20 protein-coding genes and 2 tRNA genes are annotated in these 19,305 nt (G+C 38.5%); 19 read left to right on the forward strand and 3 right to left on the reverse strand.

The genetic code is table 11. The annotated features are described in order from the left end of the window. Positions 1–66 precede the first annotated feature (66 nt). The 7 genes from infC to BUF13_RS02450 all read left to right on the forward strand — a co-directional run bounded on the left by infC (position 67) and on the right by BUF13_RS02450 (position 5,811). Complete coding sequence (gene infC / locus BUF13_RS02420) at positions 67–618, forward strand: translation initiation factor IF-3 (protein ID WP_073570148.1); 552 nt, start codon at positions 67–69, stop codon at positions 616–618. A gap of 24 nt (positions 619–642) precedes the next feature. Next, complete coding sequence (gene rpmI / locus BUF13_RS02425; RefSeq protein WP_073570149.1) at positions 643–837, forward strand: 50S ribosomal protein L35; 195 nt, start codon at positions 643–645, stop codon at positions 835–837. A gap of 98 nt (positions 838–935) precedes the next feature. Continuing rightward, positions 936–1,280 (forward strand): 50S ribosomal protein L20, encoded by a 345-nt coding sequence (gene rplT / locus BUF13_RS02430; RefSeq protein WP_073570150.1) that lies wholly within the window; start codon positions 936–938, stop codon positions 1,278–1,280. 115 nt (positions 1,281–1,395) lie between these two features. Further along, complete coding sequence (locus BUF13_RS02435; protein ID WP_073570818.1) at positions 1,396–2,280, forward strand: glycoside hydrolase family 16 protein; 885 nt, start codon at positions 1,396–1,398, stop codon at positions 2,278–2,280. A 49-nt stretch (positions 2,281–2,329) separates the two neighbouring features. Further along, positions 2,330–3,958, forward strand: a complete 1,629-nt coding sequence (locus tag BUF13_RS02440; protein WP_073570151.1) for a glycoside hydrolase family 140 protein — start codon at positions 2,330–2,332, stop codon at positions 3,956–3,958. A gap of 93 nt (positions 3,959–4,051) precedes the next feature. Beyond that, positions 4,052–4,690, forward strand: a complete 639-nt coding sequence (locus BUF13_RS02445; protein WP_073570152.1) for an ABC transporter ATP-binding protein — start codon at positions 4,052–4,054, stop codon at positions 4,688–4,690. Beyond that, the gene (locus BUF13_RS02450; RefSeq protein ID WP_073570153.1) at positions 4,687–5,811 is read left to right on the forward strand and encodes a hypothetical protein; all 1,125 of its coding nucleotides are present in this window, start codon (positions 4,687–4,689) and stop codon (positions 5,809–5,811) included. The genes BUF13_RS02445 and BUF13_RS02450 overlap by 4 nt, the downstream gene beginning before the upstream one ends. A gap of 147 nt (positions 5,812–5,958) precedes the next feature. On the opposite strand, the gene BUF13_RS20785 is transcribed toward BUF13_RS02450, so the two are convergent. After that, a complete protein-coding gene (locus BUF13_RS20785) occupies positions 5,959–6,522 on the reverse strand; it encodes a GIY-YIG nuclease family protein (RefSeq protein WP_244547790.1) in 564 nt (187 codons plus the stop codon). 15 nt (positions 6,523–6,537) lie between these two features. Continuing rightward, positions 6,538–6,611: transfer RNA gene (locus BUF13_RS02460), tRNA-Met, on the reverse strand. Between the two features lie 267 nt (positions 6,612–6,878). Between BUF13_RS02460 and BUF13_RS02465 the strand changes: the two genes are divergently transcribed. From BUF13_RS02465 to bshB1, 8 genes are all read left to right on the forward strand, one after another. Next, on the forward strand, positions 6,879–7,274 hold the full coding sequence (locus BUF13_RS02465) for an START-like domain-containing protein (protein WP_073570154.1): 396 nt from the start codon (positions 6,879–6,881) through the stop codon (positions 7,272–7,274). Positions 7,275–7,343: 69 nt separating this feature from the next. Then, complete coding sequence (locus BUF13_RS02470; RefSeq protein ID WP_073570155.1) at positions 7,344–9,137, forward strand: LptF/LptG family permease; 1,794 nt, start codon at positions 7,344–7,346, stop codon at positions 9,135–9,137. A gap of 60 nt (positions 9,138–9,197) precedes the next feature. Then, the gene (rpsO, locus tag BUF13_RS02475) at positions 9,198–9,473 is read left to right on the forward strand and encodes a 30S ribosomal protein S15 (RefSeq protein WP_073570156.1); all 276 of its coding nucleotides are present in this window, start codon (positions 9,198–9,200) and stop codon (positions 9,471–9,473) included. 99 nt (positions 9,474–9,572) lie between these two features. Continuing rightward, the gene (pnp, locus tag BUF13_RS02480; protein ID WP_073570157.1) at positions 9,573–11,720 is read left to right on the forward strand and encodes a polyribonucleotide nucleotidyltransferase; all 2,148 of its coding nucleotides are present in this window, start codon (positions 9,573–9,575) and stop codon (positions 11,718–11,720) included. A 56-nt stretch (positions 11,721–11,776) separates the two neighbouring features. Next, positions 11,777–12,640, forward strand: a complete 864-nt coding sequence (locus BUF13_RS02485) for a sigma-70 family RNA polymerase sigma factor (RefSeq protein ID WP_026954085.1) — start codon at positions 11,777–11,779, stop codon at positions 12,638–12,640. Between the two features lie 162 nt (positions 12,641–12,802). Beyond that, on the forward strand, positions 12,803–13,747 hold the full coding sequence (gene trxB / locus BUF13_RS02490) for a thioredoxin-disulfide reductase (protein ID WP_073570158.1): 945 nt from the start codon (positions 12,803–12,805) through the stop codon (positions 13,745–13,747). Positions 13,748–13,755: 8 nt separating this feature from the next. Further along, positions 13,756–14,799, forward strand: coding sequence for a peptidoglycan DD-metalloendopeptidase family protein (locus BUF13_RS02495; RefSeq protein WP_073570159.1), 1,044 nt, complete (start codon positions 13,756–13,758; stop codon positions 14,797–14,799). Between the two features lie 7 nt (positions 14,800–14,806). Next, on the forward strand, positions 14,807–15,523 hold the full coding sequence (gene bshB1 / locus BUF13_RS02500) for a bacillithiol biosynthesis deacetylase BshB1 (protein ID WP_073570160.1): 717 nt from the start codon (positions 14,807–14,809) through the stop codon (positions 15,521–15,523). On the opposite strand, the gene pdxH is transcribed toward bshB1, so the two are convergent. Beyond that, positions 15,524–16,159: a pyridoxamine 5'-phosphate oxidase gene (gene pdxH / locus BUF13_RS02505; RefSeq protein WP_073570161.1), complete on the reverse strand. Its 636-nt coding sequence runs from the start codon at positions 16,157–16,159 to the stop codon at positions 15,524–15,526. Between the two features lie 105 nt (positions 16,160–16,264). Between pdxH and BUF13_RS02510 the strand changes: the two genes are divergently transcribed. The 4 genes from BUF13_RS02510 (at position 16,265) to BUF13_RS20870 (ending at position 19,297) form a co-directional block, all read left to right on the forward strand. Then, positions 16,265–16,834 carry a YqgE/AlgH family protein gene (locus BUF13_RS02510; protein ID WP_073570162.1) on the forward strand — a complete coding sequence of 190 codons (570 nt, stop codon included), beginning with the start codon at positions 16,265–16,267 and terminating at the stop codon, positions 16,832–16,834. 48 nt (positions 16,835–16,882) lie between these two features. After that, positions 16,883–18,898, forward strand: a complete 2,016-nt coding sequence (locus BUF13_RS02515) for a DUF349 domain-containing protein (protein ID WP_073570163.1) — start codon at positions 16,883–16,885, stop codon at positions 18,896–18,898. Positions 18,899–19,009: 111 nt separating this feature from the next. Then, positions 19,010–19,082 (forward strand) — tRNA-Thr (locus BUF13_RS02520). A 59-nt stretch (positions 19,083–19,141) separates the two neighbouring features. Beyond that, positions 19,142–19,297, forward strand: a complete 156-nt coding sequence (locus tag BUF13_RS20870) for a GIY-YIG nuclease family protein (RefSeq protein ID WP_083586346.1) — start codon at positions 19,142–19,144, stop codon at positions 19,295–19,297. Positions 19,298–19,305 lie beyond the last annotated feature (8 nt).

Below are 19,305 nucleotides of genomic sequence, written 5' to 3' on the forward strand. Positions count from 1 at the left end.
CTTTTTTAGAATTTAGAAATAATTCCGATATTTGCAGTCAATTTCAAAAAAACAACTAAAGCTAACTTGAGAGACAGAAATCCAAAAAGAGGTCGGCAGGAAGAGCCATACAAGGTAAACCAAAGAATACGGGCCAGAGAAGTACGATTAGTAGGTGAATACGTAGATGGAGGAAATGCCGTCCTACCCCTAGACAAAGCACTAAAACTTGCCCAAGACAACGACCTCGATCTAGTAGAGATTTCTCCGAATGTGAATCCTCCTGTTTGTAAGATTTTGGATTATGCCAAATTCAAATACGAGCAGAAGAAGAAACAAAAAGAGATTAAAGCCAATGCGGCTAAGGTTGTTTTGAAAGAAATTCGGTTCGGACCTAATACAGATGAACATGACTACAATTTCAAATTGAAGCATGCCATCAACTTCTTGAAAGAAGGCGCCAAAGTGAAAGCTTATGTGCACTTCGTTGGTAGAAGTATTGTATTTAAGGAAAGAGGAGAGATGTTGTTGCTTAAGTTTGCACAGGCTTTGGAAGATTACGGAGCAGTGGAACAACTTCCGAAATTGGAAGGAAAAAGAATGAGCATCTTCATCGCGCCGAAACAAGCGAAGAAATAATTTCAACTAAATACAAACAGCAAAATGCCAAAAGTAAAAACCAAATCTTCCGCTAAAAAGCGATTCGCTTTGACCGGAACAGGAAAAATCAAAAGGAAACACGCTTTCAAAAGCCACATCCTGACTAAGAAGTCTACCAAAAGAAAGAGAGAACTTACCAAAGCTGGTTTGGTTCACGAATCCGATGAGGGTAGAGTAAGAGACATGTTGAGAATCTGATCAACCTGTTTTAAAAATTAAGGTTTATTTATTCACCAGATGCTTTGGTCTAAAGAGTTCGAGAAATCGAAACACCAAGTGTCAAAAAACAAAAGATTATGCCTAGATCAGTAAACGCGGTAGCGTCCAGAGCAAGAAGAAAAAAAGTGCTTAAAGCCACAAGAGGTTACTTCGGAAGAGGTAGCAACGTGTGGACTGTAGCAAAAAACAAGTATGAGAAAGGTCTTCAGTATGCGTACAGAGACAGAAAAGCGAAGAAAAGAGAATTCAGAGCTTTGTGGATCCAACGTATCAACGCCGGTGCTAGAGAGCACGGTATTTCCTATTCTCAATTCATGGGTATGTTGAAAAAAGCTGACATCGAGTTGAACCGTAAGGTTTTGGCTGATTTGGCTATGAACCACCCAGAGGCATTCAAAGCTGTAGTTGAAAGAGTTAAATAAGGTTTGCTTACCTTATTTAGCGGAAAGCCTTCCTATTCGGGAAGGCTTTTTTATTTTAATGGGTGCCGAAGATTTTTTGGAAGGTTTATTTTTAGAATTCAATCATATCTTTCCTATGCAAATCAAGCAACTCCCTGTTTTCCTTTTTATATCTCTGCTTTTTTTTCAGTGCAAACCATCTCCTTCACAAGATCAAGACTCAGAAGATATTAAGACCTCAGGCCCTTATGAAGGTTATGATATAGTTTGGGCGGATGAGTTTGATTATTCAGGAAAACCAGATTCTACTTTTTGGTCTTATGAGCATGGGTTTGTTCGCAATAATGAACTCCAATGGTATCAGCCAGAAAATGCAGAAGTATTGGATGGAAATTTGGTGATTACAGGCAAAAGAGAAAAGATTCCTAATTCCAAATATGATCCTCAAAGTCAGGATTGGAGAAAGAATAGAGAGTTTGCCGAGTACAGCTCCTCATTGATTCATACAAGAGGGAAATATTCCTTCCAATACGGGATCCTTGAGGTCAAGGCAAAACTAGATACAGCCTTGGGTATGTGGCCAGCTATCTGGACTTTGGGAATGAAAAAAGGATGGCCTGCAAATGGAGAAATAGATGTGATGGAATATTATAGAGTAGATGGAGATGCTACGATTTTGGCAAACGCTGCATGGGCTCATCCTGATAAGAGAGCTGCTTGGGATGAGGCAAAAATCTCTTTCAAAGAGTTTCTAGCCAAAGATCCGGATTGGCCTCAGAAATTTCACATTTGGAAAATGGAGTGGGATGAAAAGAAAATCATTCTTTCTCTGGATGATCAAGTTTTAAATGAGGTCAACTTGGAGGAAACAATTAATCCAGACGGTAGTAATCCTTTTCATCAGCCACATTATATTCTTTTAAATATGGCCATTGGCTCCAATGGAGGTGATCCAAGTAATTCAGAGTTTCCTGGTAAATACCTCGTTGATTATGTGCGTGTATATCAAAAGGTTGAGTGAAACAATTGATTTCTGTTATCTTGACCGTTCCTAATCTATTCACCATACCATGAACCCGAAATCTTTCATTTTTTGCATAGTTCTATTTTCTGTCTCGACCTTCACTTTTGGTCAAATTCCGATTTATGAACGATTTGAGCAAGTTTTTACGAGTAACAAAACCTATGATGATCCCATTTATCAAGTTCAGAATTTTGAGATAGTATTTACTTCTCCAACCGGGGTAAAGAAGACTGTTCGTGGCTTTTGGGATGGTGGAGATACTTGGAAAGTTCGATTTATGCCGGATGAAATCGGCACCTGGACATATATTTCCAATTCCTCAGATAAAGGAAATTCTGGTTTGCATCAAATTGAAGGATCCTTTGAATGCAAAGCTTCAGAAAATGAATTGGACCTTTATCAAAAGGGGCCGATTGTCCATTTTCCCGGAACTTACCAGCTTAGGCATCAAGATGGTACACCTTTCTTTTGGACAGCTTGTACGGCTTGGAATGGAGCATTAAAATCAACCCAAGAGGAATGGGATTATTATTTGGAGAATAGGCTTGAGAATTCTTACAATACGATTCAATTGGTGACGACCCAGTGGAGAGGTAGTGAGAAGAATGGGGAAGGAGAGGTCGCTTTTACAGGATCGGGTCATATCCAGATCAATCCCGAATTTTTCAAAAGAATCGATGAAAGAATAGATGAGGCTAATCGGAAAGGCTTGTTGGTTTCACCGGTGATTTTATGGGCATTGCCTTTTGGTGATGGGACTGAATATAGTCCAGGATATTATTTGCCAATCAGAGAAGCTGTCATTCTTGCCAAATACATTGTAGCCAGATATCAGGGAAACCATGTTTTGTGGAATCTGGGAGGAGATGGTAAGTATTACGGAGATTTGGAGGATCGATGGAAATCGATTGGAGAGCAGGTTTTTGGAGAAGGAAAATATCAAGGATTGGTGACTCTTCATCCACATGGCTTGAGTTGGGTTGGTGATACTTATGAAGATGAACCATGGTATGAAGTGTATACCTATCAATCTTCTCATTCCAAAGCTGAAGGAACAGTGAATTGGATTAATAAAGGCCCTGTTACGGATCGCTGGTCCAAGATTCGTCCTTTACCTATTATAAATACTGAGCCTTTGTATGAAGATATTCGAAAGGATGCCAGTCCACAGGATATTAGAAACGCTTGGTATTGGTCTGTTTTTGCTGCCCCAGTTGCCGGATTAACGTATGGAGCAAATGGAATTTGGCCTTGGCTCAGAGAAGGAGAGGAGATCGAAAACCATGGGCCATCTGAACATGTGAAACGCTGGAAAGAAAGTTTGGAACTTCCAGGAAGCATCCAGATGGGATATTTGAATCAATTGTTTACCAAATTCAAGTGGTGGGAATTGAAACCCAATCAAACTTTGCTAGTCCACCAACCTGGTGAGGAATCCTTTGATCAATTTGTTTCAATTTTATCTGATGCTGAAAATAAGCTCCTTTTAGTCTATACTCCTCAGATGCAGACTTTTCAAATCAAACCAATTTTTGGCAAGTCTTATAAAGTGACTTGGTTTAATCCAGCAACCAATGAATACCTTCCTGGTGAAAGTATTCAAATTTATCAAATACTGACTTTTGAGAATCCTTTCGAAGAAGATGCAGTGCTTATTTTGGAATTAAAGGAGTAATTACTGAACTGTTTATTTTAACTAACCTGTTAAATCAGGTTAATCTAATCTGAATCAGTGCATTGAGAAATTACTTTTTTGGTATTTTTCTTCATGATCGAATTTTTATCCTTTCAAAAATCTTATCACTCTAACCTGATTCTTTCCATTCCGCAATTCAATTTGGATTCAGGAATCTACTTTCTCAAGGGTCCAAATGGGGTTGGAAAAACAACACTTCTACAATCAATAGCAGGGTTAATAGATTTTGAAGGTAAGATAGTTTTAAATAAAAATATTGACCTGAAGTCAAATCCTGTTGCTTTTAGATCATTGGTGAATTATGGTGTTGCTGAGCCAAAATTCCCTGATTTTCTAACAGGAGAGGATATGATTGAAATCTTTTTGACAGGGAAAAGAGGCAAAAGAGAACATGTTGAATATTTGATTTCTTTTATGGGATTGAAATCCTTTATCAATCAAAAAATCGGAGAATATTCCTCTGGAATGCTCAAAAAACTCTCTCTGCTTTGTGCATTTTTGGGAGAAAGCCAATGGATTCTTTTAGATGAGCCATTTACCACTTTGGATAATAAATCAGTGGAAGATCTGATCCAATGGGTTTTACATTACCAAGAAAAATTTGGAAGCAATTTTATTATTTCCTCCCATCAACTTTTGCCAATTGAGATTCAATCTTCCTGTAAAGTAATTGCTATTGAGGATAAGACTTTGAATTGGGTAGAGGCATGAAAGCTGGGACTTTGAGAGTTTTGATTCGGCTAATCTCTTTTCGCTTTTATAAGGAGCAAATGGGATTTCTACTGATGGTTTTCGGAGTGATTTTTAGCCACATATTTTGGATAAAGCCTCTTGGGGGACACTTAAACCATGAAGATTCGGTCAAGTTCCATTTGATCTTGCTCTATTCATTCGCCAGTGAACTGATTATGCTCATTCTTTTTCTGATTCTTTTGATTGTTTACGCTTGGAGGGTAGTTGGATTTATGGAGAGACTATTGAAATTGGAGTCCAACCAATTCCTTTTCTATTCTATCAATGCTTTGCCAAGTAGCGAACAAATTAGAATTTGGTTTGGGGTGTTTACAATCATATTTGCTCCAGCAATTCTATTGGTGTGTGGGATTTTCTATGCCGGATTTAAATATGGAGAACTCTCACTTTTAATTTATTATCCAGTTATCATCTTCTTGATTTGTTATGGAATTTCAGCTTTTGTTGTTAGAAATCTGAATCGTGGTTCGAACGCTCCAAGGAACTCACTTCTATCCATTACTTTTCAGCATATCAAAAAACCACTTTGGTCAATTCCACTTTTTAATTTTCTATTCCATCAAAAAATAGTCTTTCTGTTATTTAAACTTCTTTCAATAGTAATTGCGATTGGAGGAGTATTTCTGTTTCAAGATTTGAATGGGGATGTTCGAGTTTTTCAATTGATTACTCTTACTATGGCAATGATCAATAGCTATTTGGTCTATACTATGAAAAAATACGAGGATGAATTTCTGATTTTTAGTAGAAATTTTCCCGAGACAATATTTCAGATCTGGGGAAGGGTTGGAGCTAAGCTGGTAGTTTTGTTTCTACCCGAGTTGTTTGTGATCCTGGTAATTTTCCCTATAACTGATTTTATTCCACTGTCTGCTTTTCTTTTGGGGATTGGAGGCTTATTTGAAGTACTTCTGTTGCGAATGGGTGAAATTCAGAAATTCTATCAAGTGATCTTCGGGATGTTCTTTGGCGCTATTTTGCTTATTCTAGGAGGGTATGGTTGGTATTTGATATTAGCTCTCCCTATTTCAATAATTCTTTTTCGAAGATTTTATTACAAAAATATCCCTTTGGAGTAAGGGGTGGTGAAAAATAAAAAAGTTTCCATTTTTGAAAGATCCTCGATGCTGATCGGGATAGCGGGTCCCGATAGGTACCGGGAGGAGTTGAACTTGCCTTCTGCAAGCAGGCCCGTGTCCGCCGCGGCGGATATGAATCCTGAACAATTATTTTAGGTAGAAGGGAAGTATTTCCTTTTTTATCCATTCCCGACCTTTTCCGGATTTCAATTCTTTTTCTCGACTCAATGCATCTGTTTTAAGGTTGAAAAATTCAACCCAGATGACAGTCCAGGGTCTATATCTTATGGTAAATCCCTTTGTTGATTTCATTTTATGAAAATGAAACCTAGTGATTAAATTGGAAGTCATTCCGGTGTTTGATTTACATGTTGGAAAAGAATAAAGAACATATACAACGAATTCTTTCATAGGTATAAAAATAAAAAAGTTTCCATTTTTGAAAGATCCTCGATGCTGATCGGGATAGCGGGTCCCGATAGGTACCGGGAGGAGTTGAACTTGCCTTCTGCAAGCAGGCCCGTGTCCGCCGCGGCGGATATGAATCCTGCAGCTGTTGATTTTAAATGAAAAAAGGCTTCCATTTCTGAAAGATCCTCGATGCATTTCGGCATAGCGGGTCCCGATAGGTACCGGGAGGAGTTGAGCCGTGTCCGCCGCGGCGGATATGAAAACTGCAGCTGTTGATTTTAAATGAAAAAAGGCTTCCATTTCTGAAAGCCTTTGTAGCGAGGACGGGAGTTGAACCCGTGACCTCAGGGTTATGAATCCTGCGCTCTAACCAACTGAGCTACCTCGCCGAATATCTATAAAACCAGTTTCAATCTGAGATTAGAAAATGCTGGTTACAATTTTATCCATTAATCTTTTTTAAGTATTGAATTTTCGAATTAATGCCTATATTAAAGCACGGTCGAAGTTCAAAATACTTGGGCTGAAAATCTTTTATTTTCATTTAGTAACCCTCCCGTTCGAATTGGGAATGCAAATATGAGGTCTTGTACTGTGAAATGCAAGTTGACGTTCTTTAAAAAAGTGAAATTTTCACGCTGGATAATTTAAAAATCATGGTTAAAAACAAGTTTGTAGCTGATTATCAAATCAATGCCTCAAAAAAAATAATTTTCCAATATTTGAGTACTGCGAGTGGTTTAGAGGAGTGGTTTGCCGATGAAGTGCGCATTAACGAGGATAAGGACTTTATTTTTGATTTTGATAATGAAGAGCACTACGCCAAAATCGCATCTATTAGGACTAATTCACATATAAAATTTGAGTTCTTTGATCCCAAAGATCCCGTGGAGTCAGATCATGCCTACATCGAATTTAAGCTTGAAGAAAATGAATTGACTCAAACAATGTTTTTGAAAGTTATCGATTACTCTGATAGCTATGATGACGAGGAGTCGATTGCTATCTGGGATGGCTTAATCGGGAAATTGAAAGAGATAATTGGAGGTTAATTTCAATGAATTTACCAAATTTGAACATCCAATACTATGTCCCGTTAGGAACAAGGTAGCAGAGGTGTCATGAAGAAATTAGATAAATTAATTCTTGGGTCTTTTATAGGCCCATTTTTATTGACTTTTGTAGTTGTCGATTTCATTTTGCTAATCGTCAACATGCTCAAGTATTTCGATGAAATATTTGGAAAAGGACTTAGTTTTTGGGTCTATGCCGAATTGATCGGATACTTTGTGGTGAGTATTTCACCGATGGCACTTCCATTGGCTGTATTGCTTTCCAGTTTAATGACTTTTGGAAACCTGGGAGAGCATTTCGAATTAACAGCAATCAAAAGCTCTGGAATTTCTTTGGTAAGAGCCTTAAGACCTATAGCTGTGTTTACAATCTTTTTGGTTATTGCAGCTTTTCTTTCCAATAATTATGTTGTTCCAAAGGTTAATTTGAAGACTTTCGGCTTACTGTACGATATCCGAATGAAGTCTCCAGCTTTGGATATTCGAGAAGGGATTTTTTATGCTGGTATCCCTGGTTTTAGTATCAAGGTGAATGAAAAAATTGGTGATAATGATTTGAAGGATATAATCATCTATAGCCAAAAAAACGGCCAGTTGGGGAATTTGGAAGTGACCGTTGCTGATTCAGGCAGGATGGAAAAGTTCTTCAATGAAAACTACATGAAATTGACCCTTTATCATGGAACAAATTATAGCGAGGATCGAGCTATGAGGGGAATTAATGAAAACCCTGTTCCTTTTGATAGATCTACTTTTGATGAAAATGTCATCATCTTTAGTATGGATGAATTTCAATTAAGTCGAACACCGGAAGATTTATGGTCGACTAATCGAGCTATCAAAAACATTTCAGAGATTAAGGATGGACTTGATTCTATCTATACAAAAATCAATGATGAGAAATTCAACACTTACCAAAGTGCTGAAGGTATATATCCATTTTATGCCAGAGAGCGAGGGTTGGATCCAGTGGATGATATTTTGAATAGAAAAGCCATAGATGATTCTCTTAGAAAGGAAAAAGTTGAAAAGCTTAGGGCAATTCAGGACTCTCTCAATCAAGCCAAAAAGCTCGCTATGGAGCCAGGCACCTCAAAAATTCTTGTTTCAAATCCCGAAAACAATCTAAAAGTCGATCAAGATTCTGGGAAAGTTCTGGCTGTAAGGGCAAATGGTAACCTAGCTAAATCGGATTCGATTTTTGCGGCAAAAACTCAAAAGAGAAAAGAAAGGAATGTAATTGTAGAAGAGGAGGAGGACTTGGTTGCGAATCCAAAAGAAGATACTCGAGTAGTTTTAGGTAAAAATAGAAGAACCGCTCCACTTACTGATGAGGAAAAAGAGGCTATTGACTCAGCAGTTTTCAAAAGAGGGTATCGATCCAATGCAATCACCATGGCATTGAATAATTCACGAAGCTTGAAGAATAATTTTGGAATCAAGAAAACCCAAATAGAAAACTTTGAAAGAGAGTACCGCCGCTTCGAAATCGCTTGGTATCAAAAGTATACTCAGGCTTTTGCATGTTTTGTAATGTTTCTCATAGGGGCGCCTTTGGGAGCTATCATCAAAAAAGGTGGATTGGGAATGCCTGTCTTGGTCTCAATTATTTTCTTTATAGTTTATTATATGTTGACTATCACCGGAGAAAAATGGGCAAAAGAAGGCTTGACTGATCCTTTGATTGGTACCTGGTTTTCGTGTGTGATGTTATTGCCTTTCGGTTTATTCTTTTTGAAGCAGGCTAGAAAGGACGCTCGTTTATTCGAACCTGATTTCTATCTGGAATGGTGGAAAGGGGTGAAGAAACGATTGTTTAAGAAAAATACTGTTAGTGCATAATATTTTATTTTCGAAATAATAGCCTTACCTTTGTGGCTGGTTTAATTAATTTAGCTAAACATGTATTTAACATCAGAGAAAAAACAAGAGTTGTTTCAAAATCATGGACGGTTAAAATCTGCTACTGACACAGGATCTCCTGAGTCTCAGATTGCTCTGTTCACTCACAGAATCAAGCATTTGACTGAGCACTTGAAGTCAAATAAAAAAGATCACTCCACAAGACTAGGCCTATTGAAGCTAGTAGGTAAAAGAAGAAGCTTGTTGGATTACCTTCACAAGAAAGATATCGAGCGATACAGATCAATCATCGCCGAACTAGGAATCAGAAAATAATCCTTGGTAAGGTTCTCTATGTTGAGAACCTTACTTTTTTTCTTTTTAAGCTGGATGCCTTTATTTTTAAAACGAAAGAAGAAATACTAATCATAACTTATGTTACCAAATTTAATCACTAAAACCATCACCCTTTCCGATGGTAGAGAAATCACCATTGAAACAGGAGCTTTAGCCAAACAAGCGGATGGTTCGGTAGTTGTGCGGATGGGAAAGGCCATGTTGTTGGCCACTGTTGTTTCAAAGAAAGATGCTCAGGAAGGAGTAGACTTTTTACCTTTATCGGTAGATTATCAAGAGAAATTCGCTTCTGCAGGAAAAATTCCGGGAGGCTTTTTGAAAAGAGAAGGAAGACTTTCCGATTACGAAATTTTGATCAGCCGTATTGTTGACCGTGCGATCAGACCTATTTTCCCGGATGATTATCATGCGGATACTCAAGTAGCAATCACCCTAATGTCCTCTGATGAGGACGTGCTACCAGATGCATTGGCCGGATTGGCAGCATCTTCTGCTTTGGCAGTTTCTGATATTCCTTTCAATGGACCCATTTCAGAAGTCAGAGTTGCAAAAATCGATGGAACATTGGTCATCAACCCAAGTCCATCTGAATTGGAAAAAGCATCTTTGGAATTCATCGTTGCTGGTTCCTTAGATTATATCTTGATGGTAGAAGGTGAAGCTAATGAAATCTCTGAAGACGAGATGGTAGAAGCTTTGCAATTTGCTCATGATGAGATCAAAAGACATTGCGAAGCTCAAATCGAGCTGACCAAATTGGTTGGAAAAGAAACCAAAAGAGAGTATTGTCATGAGAAGTCTGACGAAGCTCTTTACGAAAAAATGAAATCTGAATTGTATGACAAATTGTACGATTCAGTAAGCAAGCAAATTGCTAATAAATCCGAGCGTTCTGAATTGGTGAAAGCCATCAAAGAAGAGTTCGTAGAAAATTTAGGTGAGGAGCATGAGTTCGAAGCGAGCTTAATCGGTCCTTACTTTCACAAAATCCATAAAGAAGCTGCCAGAAACTTGACTTTGAATGAAAAGAAAAGACTGGATGGAAGAAAATTGAACGAAGTGAGACCTATTTGGTCTGTTGTTGATTACCTTCCATCAGCTCATGGATCTGCTGTATTTACGAGAGGAGAAACTCAATCTATCACCACCTGTACCTTGGGTACCAAAATGGATGAGCAAATGATTGATGGAGCCATGATTTCTGGCTACAACAAATTCTTCTTGCATTATAACTTCCCAGGATTCTCAACAGGTGAAGTAAAGCCTAACAGAGGACCAGGTAGAAGAGAGGTTGGACATGGTAACTTGGCCATGAGAGCTTTGAAAAAAGTTCTTCCTCCTGAAGCTGAAAACCCTTACACAATCCGTGTAGTTTCTGATATTCTTGAATCCAATGGTTCATCTTCTATGGCGACTGTCTGTGCAGGTGCTTTGGCTATGATGGATGCAGGTGTTCAAATCAAAGCTCCAGTAACTGGAATTGCAATGGGAATGATCTCTGATTCGAAGACAGGGAACTATTCTATCCTTTCTGACATTTTAGGAGACGAGGATCACTTAGGTGATATGGACTTCAAAGTGACAGGTACAGCCGCAGGTATTACTGCTTGCCAGATGGACTTGAAAGTAGAAGGTTTGGATTACAATGTTTTGAAAGAAGCTTTGTATCAAGCAAAAGAAGGTAGATTGCATATCTTGGATGAGATTTCTAAGACTTTGGCTGCTCCTAAAGCTGACTTGAAGCCTCATACTCCAAGATCTTACACCATGTTTATTCCTAAGGAATTGATTGGTGCTGTGATCGGTCCAGGTGGAAAAGTGATCCAAGAGATGCAGAAGGATACAAATACTACGATTGTGATCGAAGAGATTGACAATCAAGGAAAAATTAACGTTTTCTCTGCAAATCAAGAAAACCTAAATGCAGCTTTGGCACGTATCAAAGCTATAGTGGCTCAGCCGGAAATCGGAGAGACCTATACAGGAAAAGTGAAGAATATTCAACCATTTGGTGCCTTTGTGGAATTTATGCCAGGTAAAGATGGTTTACTTCATATATCCGAAATCAAATGGGAACGTTTGGAAAGCATGGACGGTGTCTTGGAACCAGGAGAAGAAATTATGGTTAAGTTGATAGACATTGATAAAAAGACTGGTAAATTCAAGCTTTCTAGAAAGGTTCTATTGCCAAAACCTGAAAAACAGGAACCAAAAAAGGAGTCTTAAGTTTCTATTGATTAAATTCATTAACTTAATTTCAAATACATCAATCAAAATTCTGAATGAGGCAGCTAAAAATTAGCAAACAGATTACCAATAGAGAGTCCCAATCATTGGACAAATACCTTCAAGAGATTGGTAAGGTGGATCTGTTAACTGCAGACGAAGAAGTAGTGTTAGCCAAGAGAATCCGTGAGGGCGATCAATTGGCATTGGAAAAATTAACCAAAGCAAACCTTCGTTTTGTGGTTTCTGTAGCCAAGCAATATCAGAACCAGGGTCTTTCTTTGGGAGATTTGATTAATGAAGGAAACCTAGGTTTGATCAAAGCTGCACAGCGTTTTGATGAAACTCGTGGTTTTAAATTCATCTCTTACGCAGTATGGTGGATCCGTCAGTCAATTCTACAGGCTTTGGCTGAGCAGTCCCGTATCGTAAGACTTCCATTGAACCGAGTTGGTTCTTTGAATAAAATTTCCAAAACTTTCAGTGAATTGGAGCAAAAGTTCGAGCGTGAGCCATCTCCAGAAGAACTAGCTGAGGTATTGGAAGTAACCGCCTCTGAGGTGGTAGACACCATGAAAATTTCAGGTCGTCACGTATCTATGGATGCACCTTTTGTACAGGGTGAAGAAAATAGCTTGTTGGACGTATTGGAAAATGATGGTGATGAAAAGCCAGATGACGGCCTAATGAATGATTCCTTGAGAAAGGAAGTTCAGAGAGCCTTGTCTACCTTGACACAAAGAGAAGCTGACGTGATCACTTTGTACTTTGGTTTGAATGGAGAACATGCGATGACTTTGGAAGAGATTGGAGAGAAATTCAATCTAACCCGTGAGCGTGTGAGACAGATCAAAGAAAAAGCAATTCGAAGGCTGAGACATACTTCTAGAAGTAAGACATTGAAGCCTTATCTAGGATAATTCAAAAAAGGGGTTTCAAACCCCTTTTTTTATTTTTAACCTTTTAAAAACTACCAGCTGGATTCCCATGAGATAAATATCACTTTTGGGAATTTTAACATGTAGTAGTTTTGTTGCCAATTAAGAAATATCAAAATTTACCCGATTTAACGAATCCCGTTGATGAGTCAAGAAATTGAAAAAGTAAAAGTTCTGATTATTGGATCAGGACCAGCAGGCTATACTGCAGCTATTTATGCTTCTAGAGCAGGTTTGAACCCAGTTTTATACACAGGAGGGCAACCAGGTGGTCAATTGACGATCACTACTGATGTTGAAAACTATCCTGGCTATCCAGATGGAATCATGGGGCCTGAAATGATGGAAGATTTCAGAAAGCAAGCTGAGAAATTTGGTACGCAAGTCCGTTATGGACTTGTGACTGCTGTTGATTTCTCTGCTAAACCACATGTGGTTACAGTAGATGACCAGGTAACTGTTCATGCAGATACAGTTATTATTTCTACAGGTGCTTCAGCTAAGTGGTTAGGATTAGAAAGTGAAACCAGATTGAACGGTAGAGGAGTTTCTGCTTGCGCTGTTTGTGATGGCTTTTTCTTCCGTGGTCAAGAAGTCGCCATTGTGGGTGCTGGAGATACAGCATGTGAAGAAGCGTCTTACTTGGCAAATATTTGTAGCAAAGTCTACATGCTCGTAAGGAGAGAAGAAATGAGAGCTTCTCAGATCATGCAAAAGCGTGTTTTGAACAATCCTAAGATTGAAGTCCTTTGGAATACAGAGACTGAAGAAGTCTTAGGCGATCAAGAAGTGACCGGTATGAGGATTTTGAACAATAAAACAGGGGAAAAGAAAGAAATTGAAATTTCTGGCTTCTTTGTTGCTATTGGTCACCAACCAAACACCGAGGTATTCAAAGATTTCATTCATATGGATGAATCAGGGTACATCAAAACGATTCCAGGTACAGCCAAAACAAACATTGAAGGAGTATTTGCTTGTGGCGATGCTCAAGACAACGTTTACAGACAGGCGGTGACTGCTGCCGGAACAGGATGTATGGCAGCTTTGGATGCAGAACGGTATTTGGCCGAAACTGAAAATCACTAAAAGAATTCATGCGGTATCTCAAACTGATACTTATTCTAGGAATATTTTTGAGCATTGGACTAACTGAGTCCAATGCTCAAATTTTTCCTAAGATTATAAAGAAGAATACTTCTACCACCCCAGTAACAACCCAAGAGAGAAAAAATATTGAGCTGAGAGGATTTGATCAAGAGTCATATCTAAGGACTCTTTCTACTGTTACTGACTCTTTGATTTTTGAAAATAATGTAAATCTGGGTAAAGTCAGATCCATTATTTCAGAAGATCAAAATGTGATGATTTGGGCACCCACCAATCGTCTGGTTAAAGTTTCAGAACAAATTCAGATTGATAGTATCTGGGTAACCGCTTATGAATATTACTCCGCTTGGGATTCCAAAAAAGTTGATATCTATAATTTTGATATCAAGGACTTTCAGGATTCTGTCAACATCAGGCTTTACGACCCATTCTTTGGCTATGATTGGAAAATGCCTTTGGATGATGAGACCAGGAAGACATCAGGATTTGGCTACCGCTGGAGAAGATGGCATTATGGTACTGATCTAGATTTGGATACAGGTGATCCAGTGAGAAGTACATTTGATGGGATTGTCAGAGTTAGGTCTTATGATCGATATGGCTGGGGATATTATGTTGTAGTTAGACATAAAAATGGCTTGGAAACACTCTATGGCCACTTATCCAAATTTGTAGCAGAAGTAGGACAGGAAGTGAAAGCAGGAGATATCATTGCCAAAGGTGGAAGTACAGGAAGAAGTACAGGGTCTCATCTTCATTATGAGATGAGATACAAAGGTCTCGCCTTTGATCCGGAAAACGTGTATGATTTCGGAGAGTATAGAATCAAAAATCAATTGTTTACTATAACATCAGAGACTTTCTCCCATATAGCTCAGGCTAGAGCGAGAGCTTATCACCGAGTGAAAAGTGGAGATACCTTGGGTTCAATTGCAAGAAGATACGGAGTATCAGTCAGTGCATTGACTCGAATGAATGGTATTTCTTCTCGCAGTATATTGAGAATTGGTCAAAACCTTCGGGTAAGATAATAAAACTATGAAACTGGATATTTTAGTTTTTGCTGCTCATCCAGATGATGCAGAATTAGGTTGTTCAGGTACTATTGCAGCTCATGTAGCCAAAGGACATAAGGTTGGTATCGTTGATTTCACAAAAGGGGAGATGGGTACCAGAGGGACTCCGGAATTACGCGTAAAAGAGGCTGAAGAAGCTGGTAGAATCTTAGGTTTGTCTGCGCGTGAAAATATGGGTTTCCAAGATGTTTATTATAAAGATGATGAAGCTCATCAGGTAGAGTTAATCAAAATGATCCGAAAGTATAGGCCTGAAATTGTACTGGCAAATGCGATTCGTGATCGACATCCAGATCATGGAAAAGGAGGTAGTCTGGCTACCAATGCTTGCTTCATGAGTGGATTGAGGAAGATAGAAACTGAATTGGATGGGGTGGCCCAAGAAGCTTGGAGACCCAAATTTGTCTATCACTATATTCAGAACAATTACATTGAGCCTGATTTTGTGATGGATATCACCCCATTCTGGGACACCAAAGTGAAAAGTATTCTCGCATTCCAGTCCCAGTTTCATGATCCAAATAGCAAGGAACCGGAAAGTTTTATTTCCACGCCTGATTTCTTGCCTTTTATAGAAGCAAGATCCAGGGAAATGGGACATAAAATCATGAAAACCTACGGCGAGGGTTTCACCGTAGAGAAAATGATTGGAACAGACGATTTATTTGATCTGAAATAATTAAGGTGCAAGGCGGGAGATAGTCCAACTTCCGCTTTCATTTTTTTCAAACATGATTCGATCATGTAGCCTGCTTGGACGACCTTGCCAAAACTCCAATCGCTTTGGCAATATTCTATAGCCACCCCAATGCGGTGGACGGGTAATTTTTTCTCTTTGAAATAAACCCTCAAATTCAGCCTGTTTTTCATTTAATACTTCTCTAGATCCAATCTTTTTACTTTGAGGAGAAGCCCAAGCCCCGATTTGTGAACCCACTGGTCGACTGAAATAATATTCATCAGAAAGCTCATCACTTACTTTTTCAACTCTCCCCATGATTCTTACTTGCCTTTCTAATTCAGGCCAGAAGAAAGTAAGGGAAGCTTTTGGACAAGCAGCTAATTCTTCACCCTTTTCGCTTGAATAGTTGGTGAAGAAAACAAATCCGTAATCAACATCCTTCAAAAGGACGATCCTTCCATTAGGAAAACCATCTTTTCCGAGTGTGGAAAGAGTCATAGCATTCACTTCCAGAACTTTAGATTCAATTGCTTCTTGGAACCAAGCGCTGAATTGTTGAAAAGGATCCTTGTTTACATTGTTGATATCCAATGATTTAAGGCTGTAGTCTTTACGTATTGATGAAATGTCCATAGTAGATGGGGCAAAAGTATTTTAACAGAATAAAAGTACGATGACCATTGCATTTATAAAATTTAGATATATATTTTTCCTTTCATAAACTCCAACTTGGTGCCTATGAGTGAAGAAAAAACTCCAACTCCCCACGTCGGTGATTTGTTGATCTCCGAACCTTTTTTGCAAGATGAGAACTTTTCGCGTTCCGTAGTCTTGCTTTGTGAGCATAATGATGATGGAAGTTTTGGTTTAGTTTTCAACAAACCTTCCATTTTAAGAATCAATGAAATTCTGGAGGATTTTGATTTTCTGGACCTAGAAGTATATGTCGGTGGTCCGGTAGAGCAAAATACCCTTCACTATGTTTATTGGGGAAATAAAGAGTTAGAGGGGAGTATTCAAATTGGAGAAAATCTCTGGTGGGGAGGTGATTTTGAGGAGTTGGTATCCAGATTGAAAACAGGGACCTTTGATCTAGAAAATATCCGCTTTTTCTTAGGATACTCTGGATGGGCTCCTGGACAATTAATAGATGAATTGACTGAGGATACTTGGATAATTTGTAAAGAAGAAGTCGATAGGGAGACCTTTCACCTGACTCCGGAAGAATTGTGGAGAAATCTTTTGAAAAACATGGGAGGGGAGTTTAAGGTAATTGCAAATTATCCCATGGACCCAAGATTAAATTAGGCAAAATCCCTACTTTTGCCCATATTGCCTTGAAATAGTTCCGTTTTTATGACCGAGAAAAGTAACGATTTGTCCGACAAGGACAAGGTGACCCAAGCTTCTGAAAATTCAGAGGTAAAGGGTAAAGAACAAGAAGTAGAAAACACATCCACTGAAGAGGTTTCTCCAGAAGAAACCGTGGAAGCTCCTACCCCTAAGGAAGAGCCAGTTGCAGAAGAATCTGTAGAGGCCGAAGTTTCTTCAAGTGAAACTCCATCTAAAGATGATGAAGCTACTGAAAAAGAAGTAGTTGAATCAAGTGATTCTGAAGAAGAATCTTCATCCAATGATGAGGAAGAAGAGGAAGAGCACCATGAAGAAGAATTGGATTTGGAGGGGCTTTCCAAGACTCAACTTTTGAAACTCATCAAAGAAAAATTGGGTGAGGGATTGAGTCCATTAAAATTAGACAAGACTGTTCATGCTATTAAGGCTGCCTTTGATGAATTTACATCTAAGGAGAGAGAAGAGGCTTTGGAAAAATTCAAGGCTGACGGCGGAGTAGAAGACGATTTTGATTTTAGACCTTCCGATGAGGAAAGGGATTTCAATACATATTATTACGAATTCAAGAAGCAAGTTTCCTCAATCCGTAAAGAAGCTGAAAAGCAAAAGGATAAAAACTTGGAGGTAAAAACTGAAATCTTGAATAAACTTCGAGAGTTGGTAGACGGCGAGGAAACCACTTTGAGTATGAATGCCATCAAGGCTATTCAGGAAGAATGGAAATCTGTGGGACCTGTACCATCTTCTCAAAACAGAAGCCTTTGGGCTAATTACAATGCTTTGATGGATCGATTCTATGACAATAGATCGATTTATTTTGAGTTGAAAGAGCTTGACAGAAAGAAAAATCTAGAAAGCAAACTGGAACTATGCGAAAAGGCAGAAGCATTAACTTCTGTAGCTGATTTAAAAGAGGCAATTAAATCATTGAATGAACTTCACGAAGAGTTCAAGCACATTGGTCCTGTTCCAAGAGAAGATCAAGAGGCACTTTGGCAGAGATTCAAAACTGCTTCAGATGCTGTTTATGATAGAAGAAAAGAGTTCTACGAAGGTCAAAAAGAAGTATTCAAGAAAAACCAAGTAGAAAAAGAAGCTTTGATCGAAAAATTGGCCGTTTTTGCTGAATTCAAAGCCGACAGAATCAAAGAATGGAATTCCAAGACGAAGGAGATTCTTGAAATTCAGAAAGATTGGGAAAAAGTCGGTCCTGTTCCTAGAGAGTCAGGGCGAGAAATAAATAAAGCCTTCTGGACAGCATTTAAGAAGTTCTTCCATAATAAGAACATGTTCTTCAAAGAGCTGGATGAGATCAGAGCTACTAATCAGAGCAAAGCTGAAGGTTTGATTGAAAAAGCTGAGGAATTGAAAGATTCTACTGATTGGCAAAATACAGCTAATGCCTTGATCGGATTGCAGCAAGAGTGGAAAAAGCTAGGTCCAACTCCAGAGAAAAGCAGAGATAGCTTATACAAGAGATTTAAGGCAGCATGTGATACTTTCTTTGATAATAGAAGAAACTCCAATAAGCAGGCAAACTCTGAATACGAGGCGAACTACAAAAAGAAGCAGGCGATTTGTGAATTGATCGTGGGTGCTGCTGAAGGAAATCCAAGCGAAAGTGAATTGACTGGTCTTGTTGATCAGTTTAATGAAATTGGCTTCGTTCCTAGAAAGAACATGAAAGATATCCAGGCTCAGTTTAAAGAAGCTGTTGACATTTATTTGGAGAAGCTAGATGATGGTTTTGACAGAGAAGATTTCTTGTTCCGATTGAATTTGAACCGTATTCAATCCGATCCTAATGCCAATAAGACTTTGAATAAAAAGGAACATGGTATCAGAAAGCAGATTTCGGATTTGGAAAACAATATTACTCTTTGGAAAAACAACTTGGAGTTCTTTGCAGCTTCCAAGACCGCAGATAAATTGAAAGACCAGTTTGATGTGAAGATTCAGAAAGCTGAAGAGGAGATCGAAAAATTGAAGAAGAAGCTATCGATCTTAAGAGAGTTTTAAAATTTTTCTCTCTCAGAATAAGGAAGATAGGAGATAGTTCTAAATTTTAATTTCTGAGAGTTTGGAGTGAATAAAGGGAAGGCCTATATTTGCACCACGTTAAAGGAAAAAGCCTCTTTAGCTCAGCTGGTAGAGCAACTGACTTGTAATCAGTAGGTCGCTGGTTCGATCCCGGCAAGGGGCTCAAAAAACCACTCAGAAATGGGTGGTTTTTTGCTTTTAAGGAGTTTTTTTAATTAGAGAATGGATATTGAATTTTTTGTGTACATCCTCTATTCTCCAACAATTGATACATATTACATTGGACAAACTACCAATCTAGAGGAAAGGATAAAGGAGCACAATAATCATTTCAAACTTCTTTATTCAATATTCATCATTCGACATTCAATATTTTGATACAATAT

This window comes from Algoriphagus zhangzhouensis, assembly GCF_900148515.1.
Lineage (GTDB): Bacteria > Bacteroidota > Bacteroidia > Cytophagales > Cyclobacteriaceae > Algoriphagus > Algoriphagus zhangzhouensis.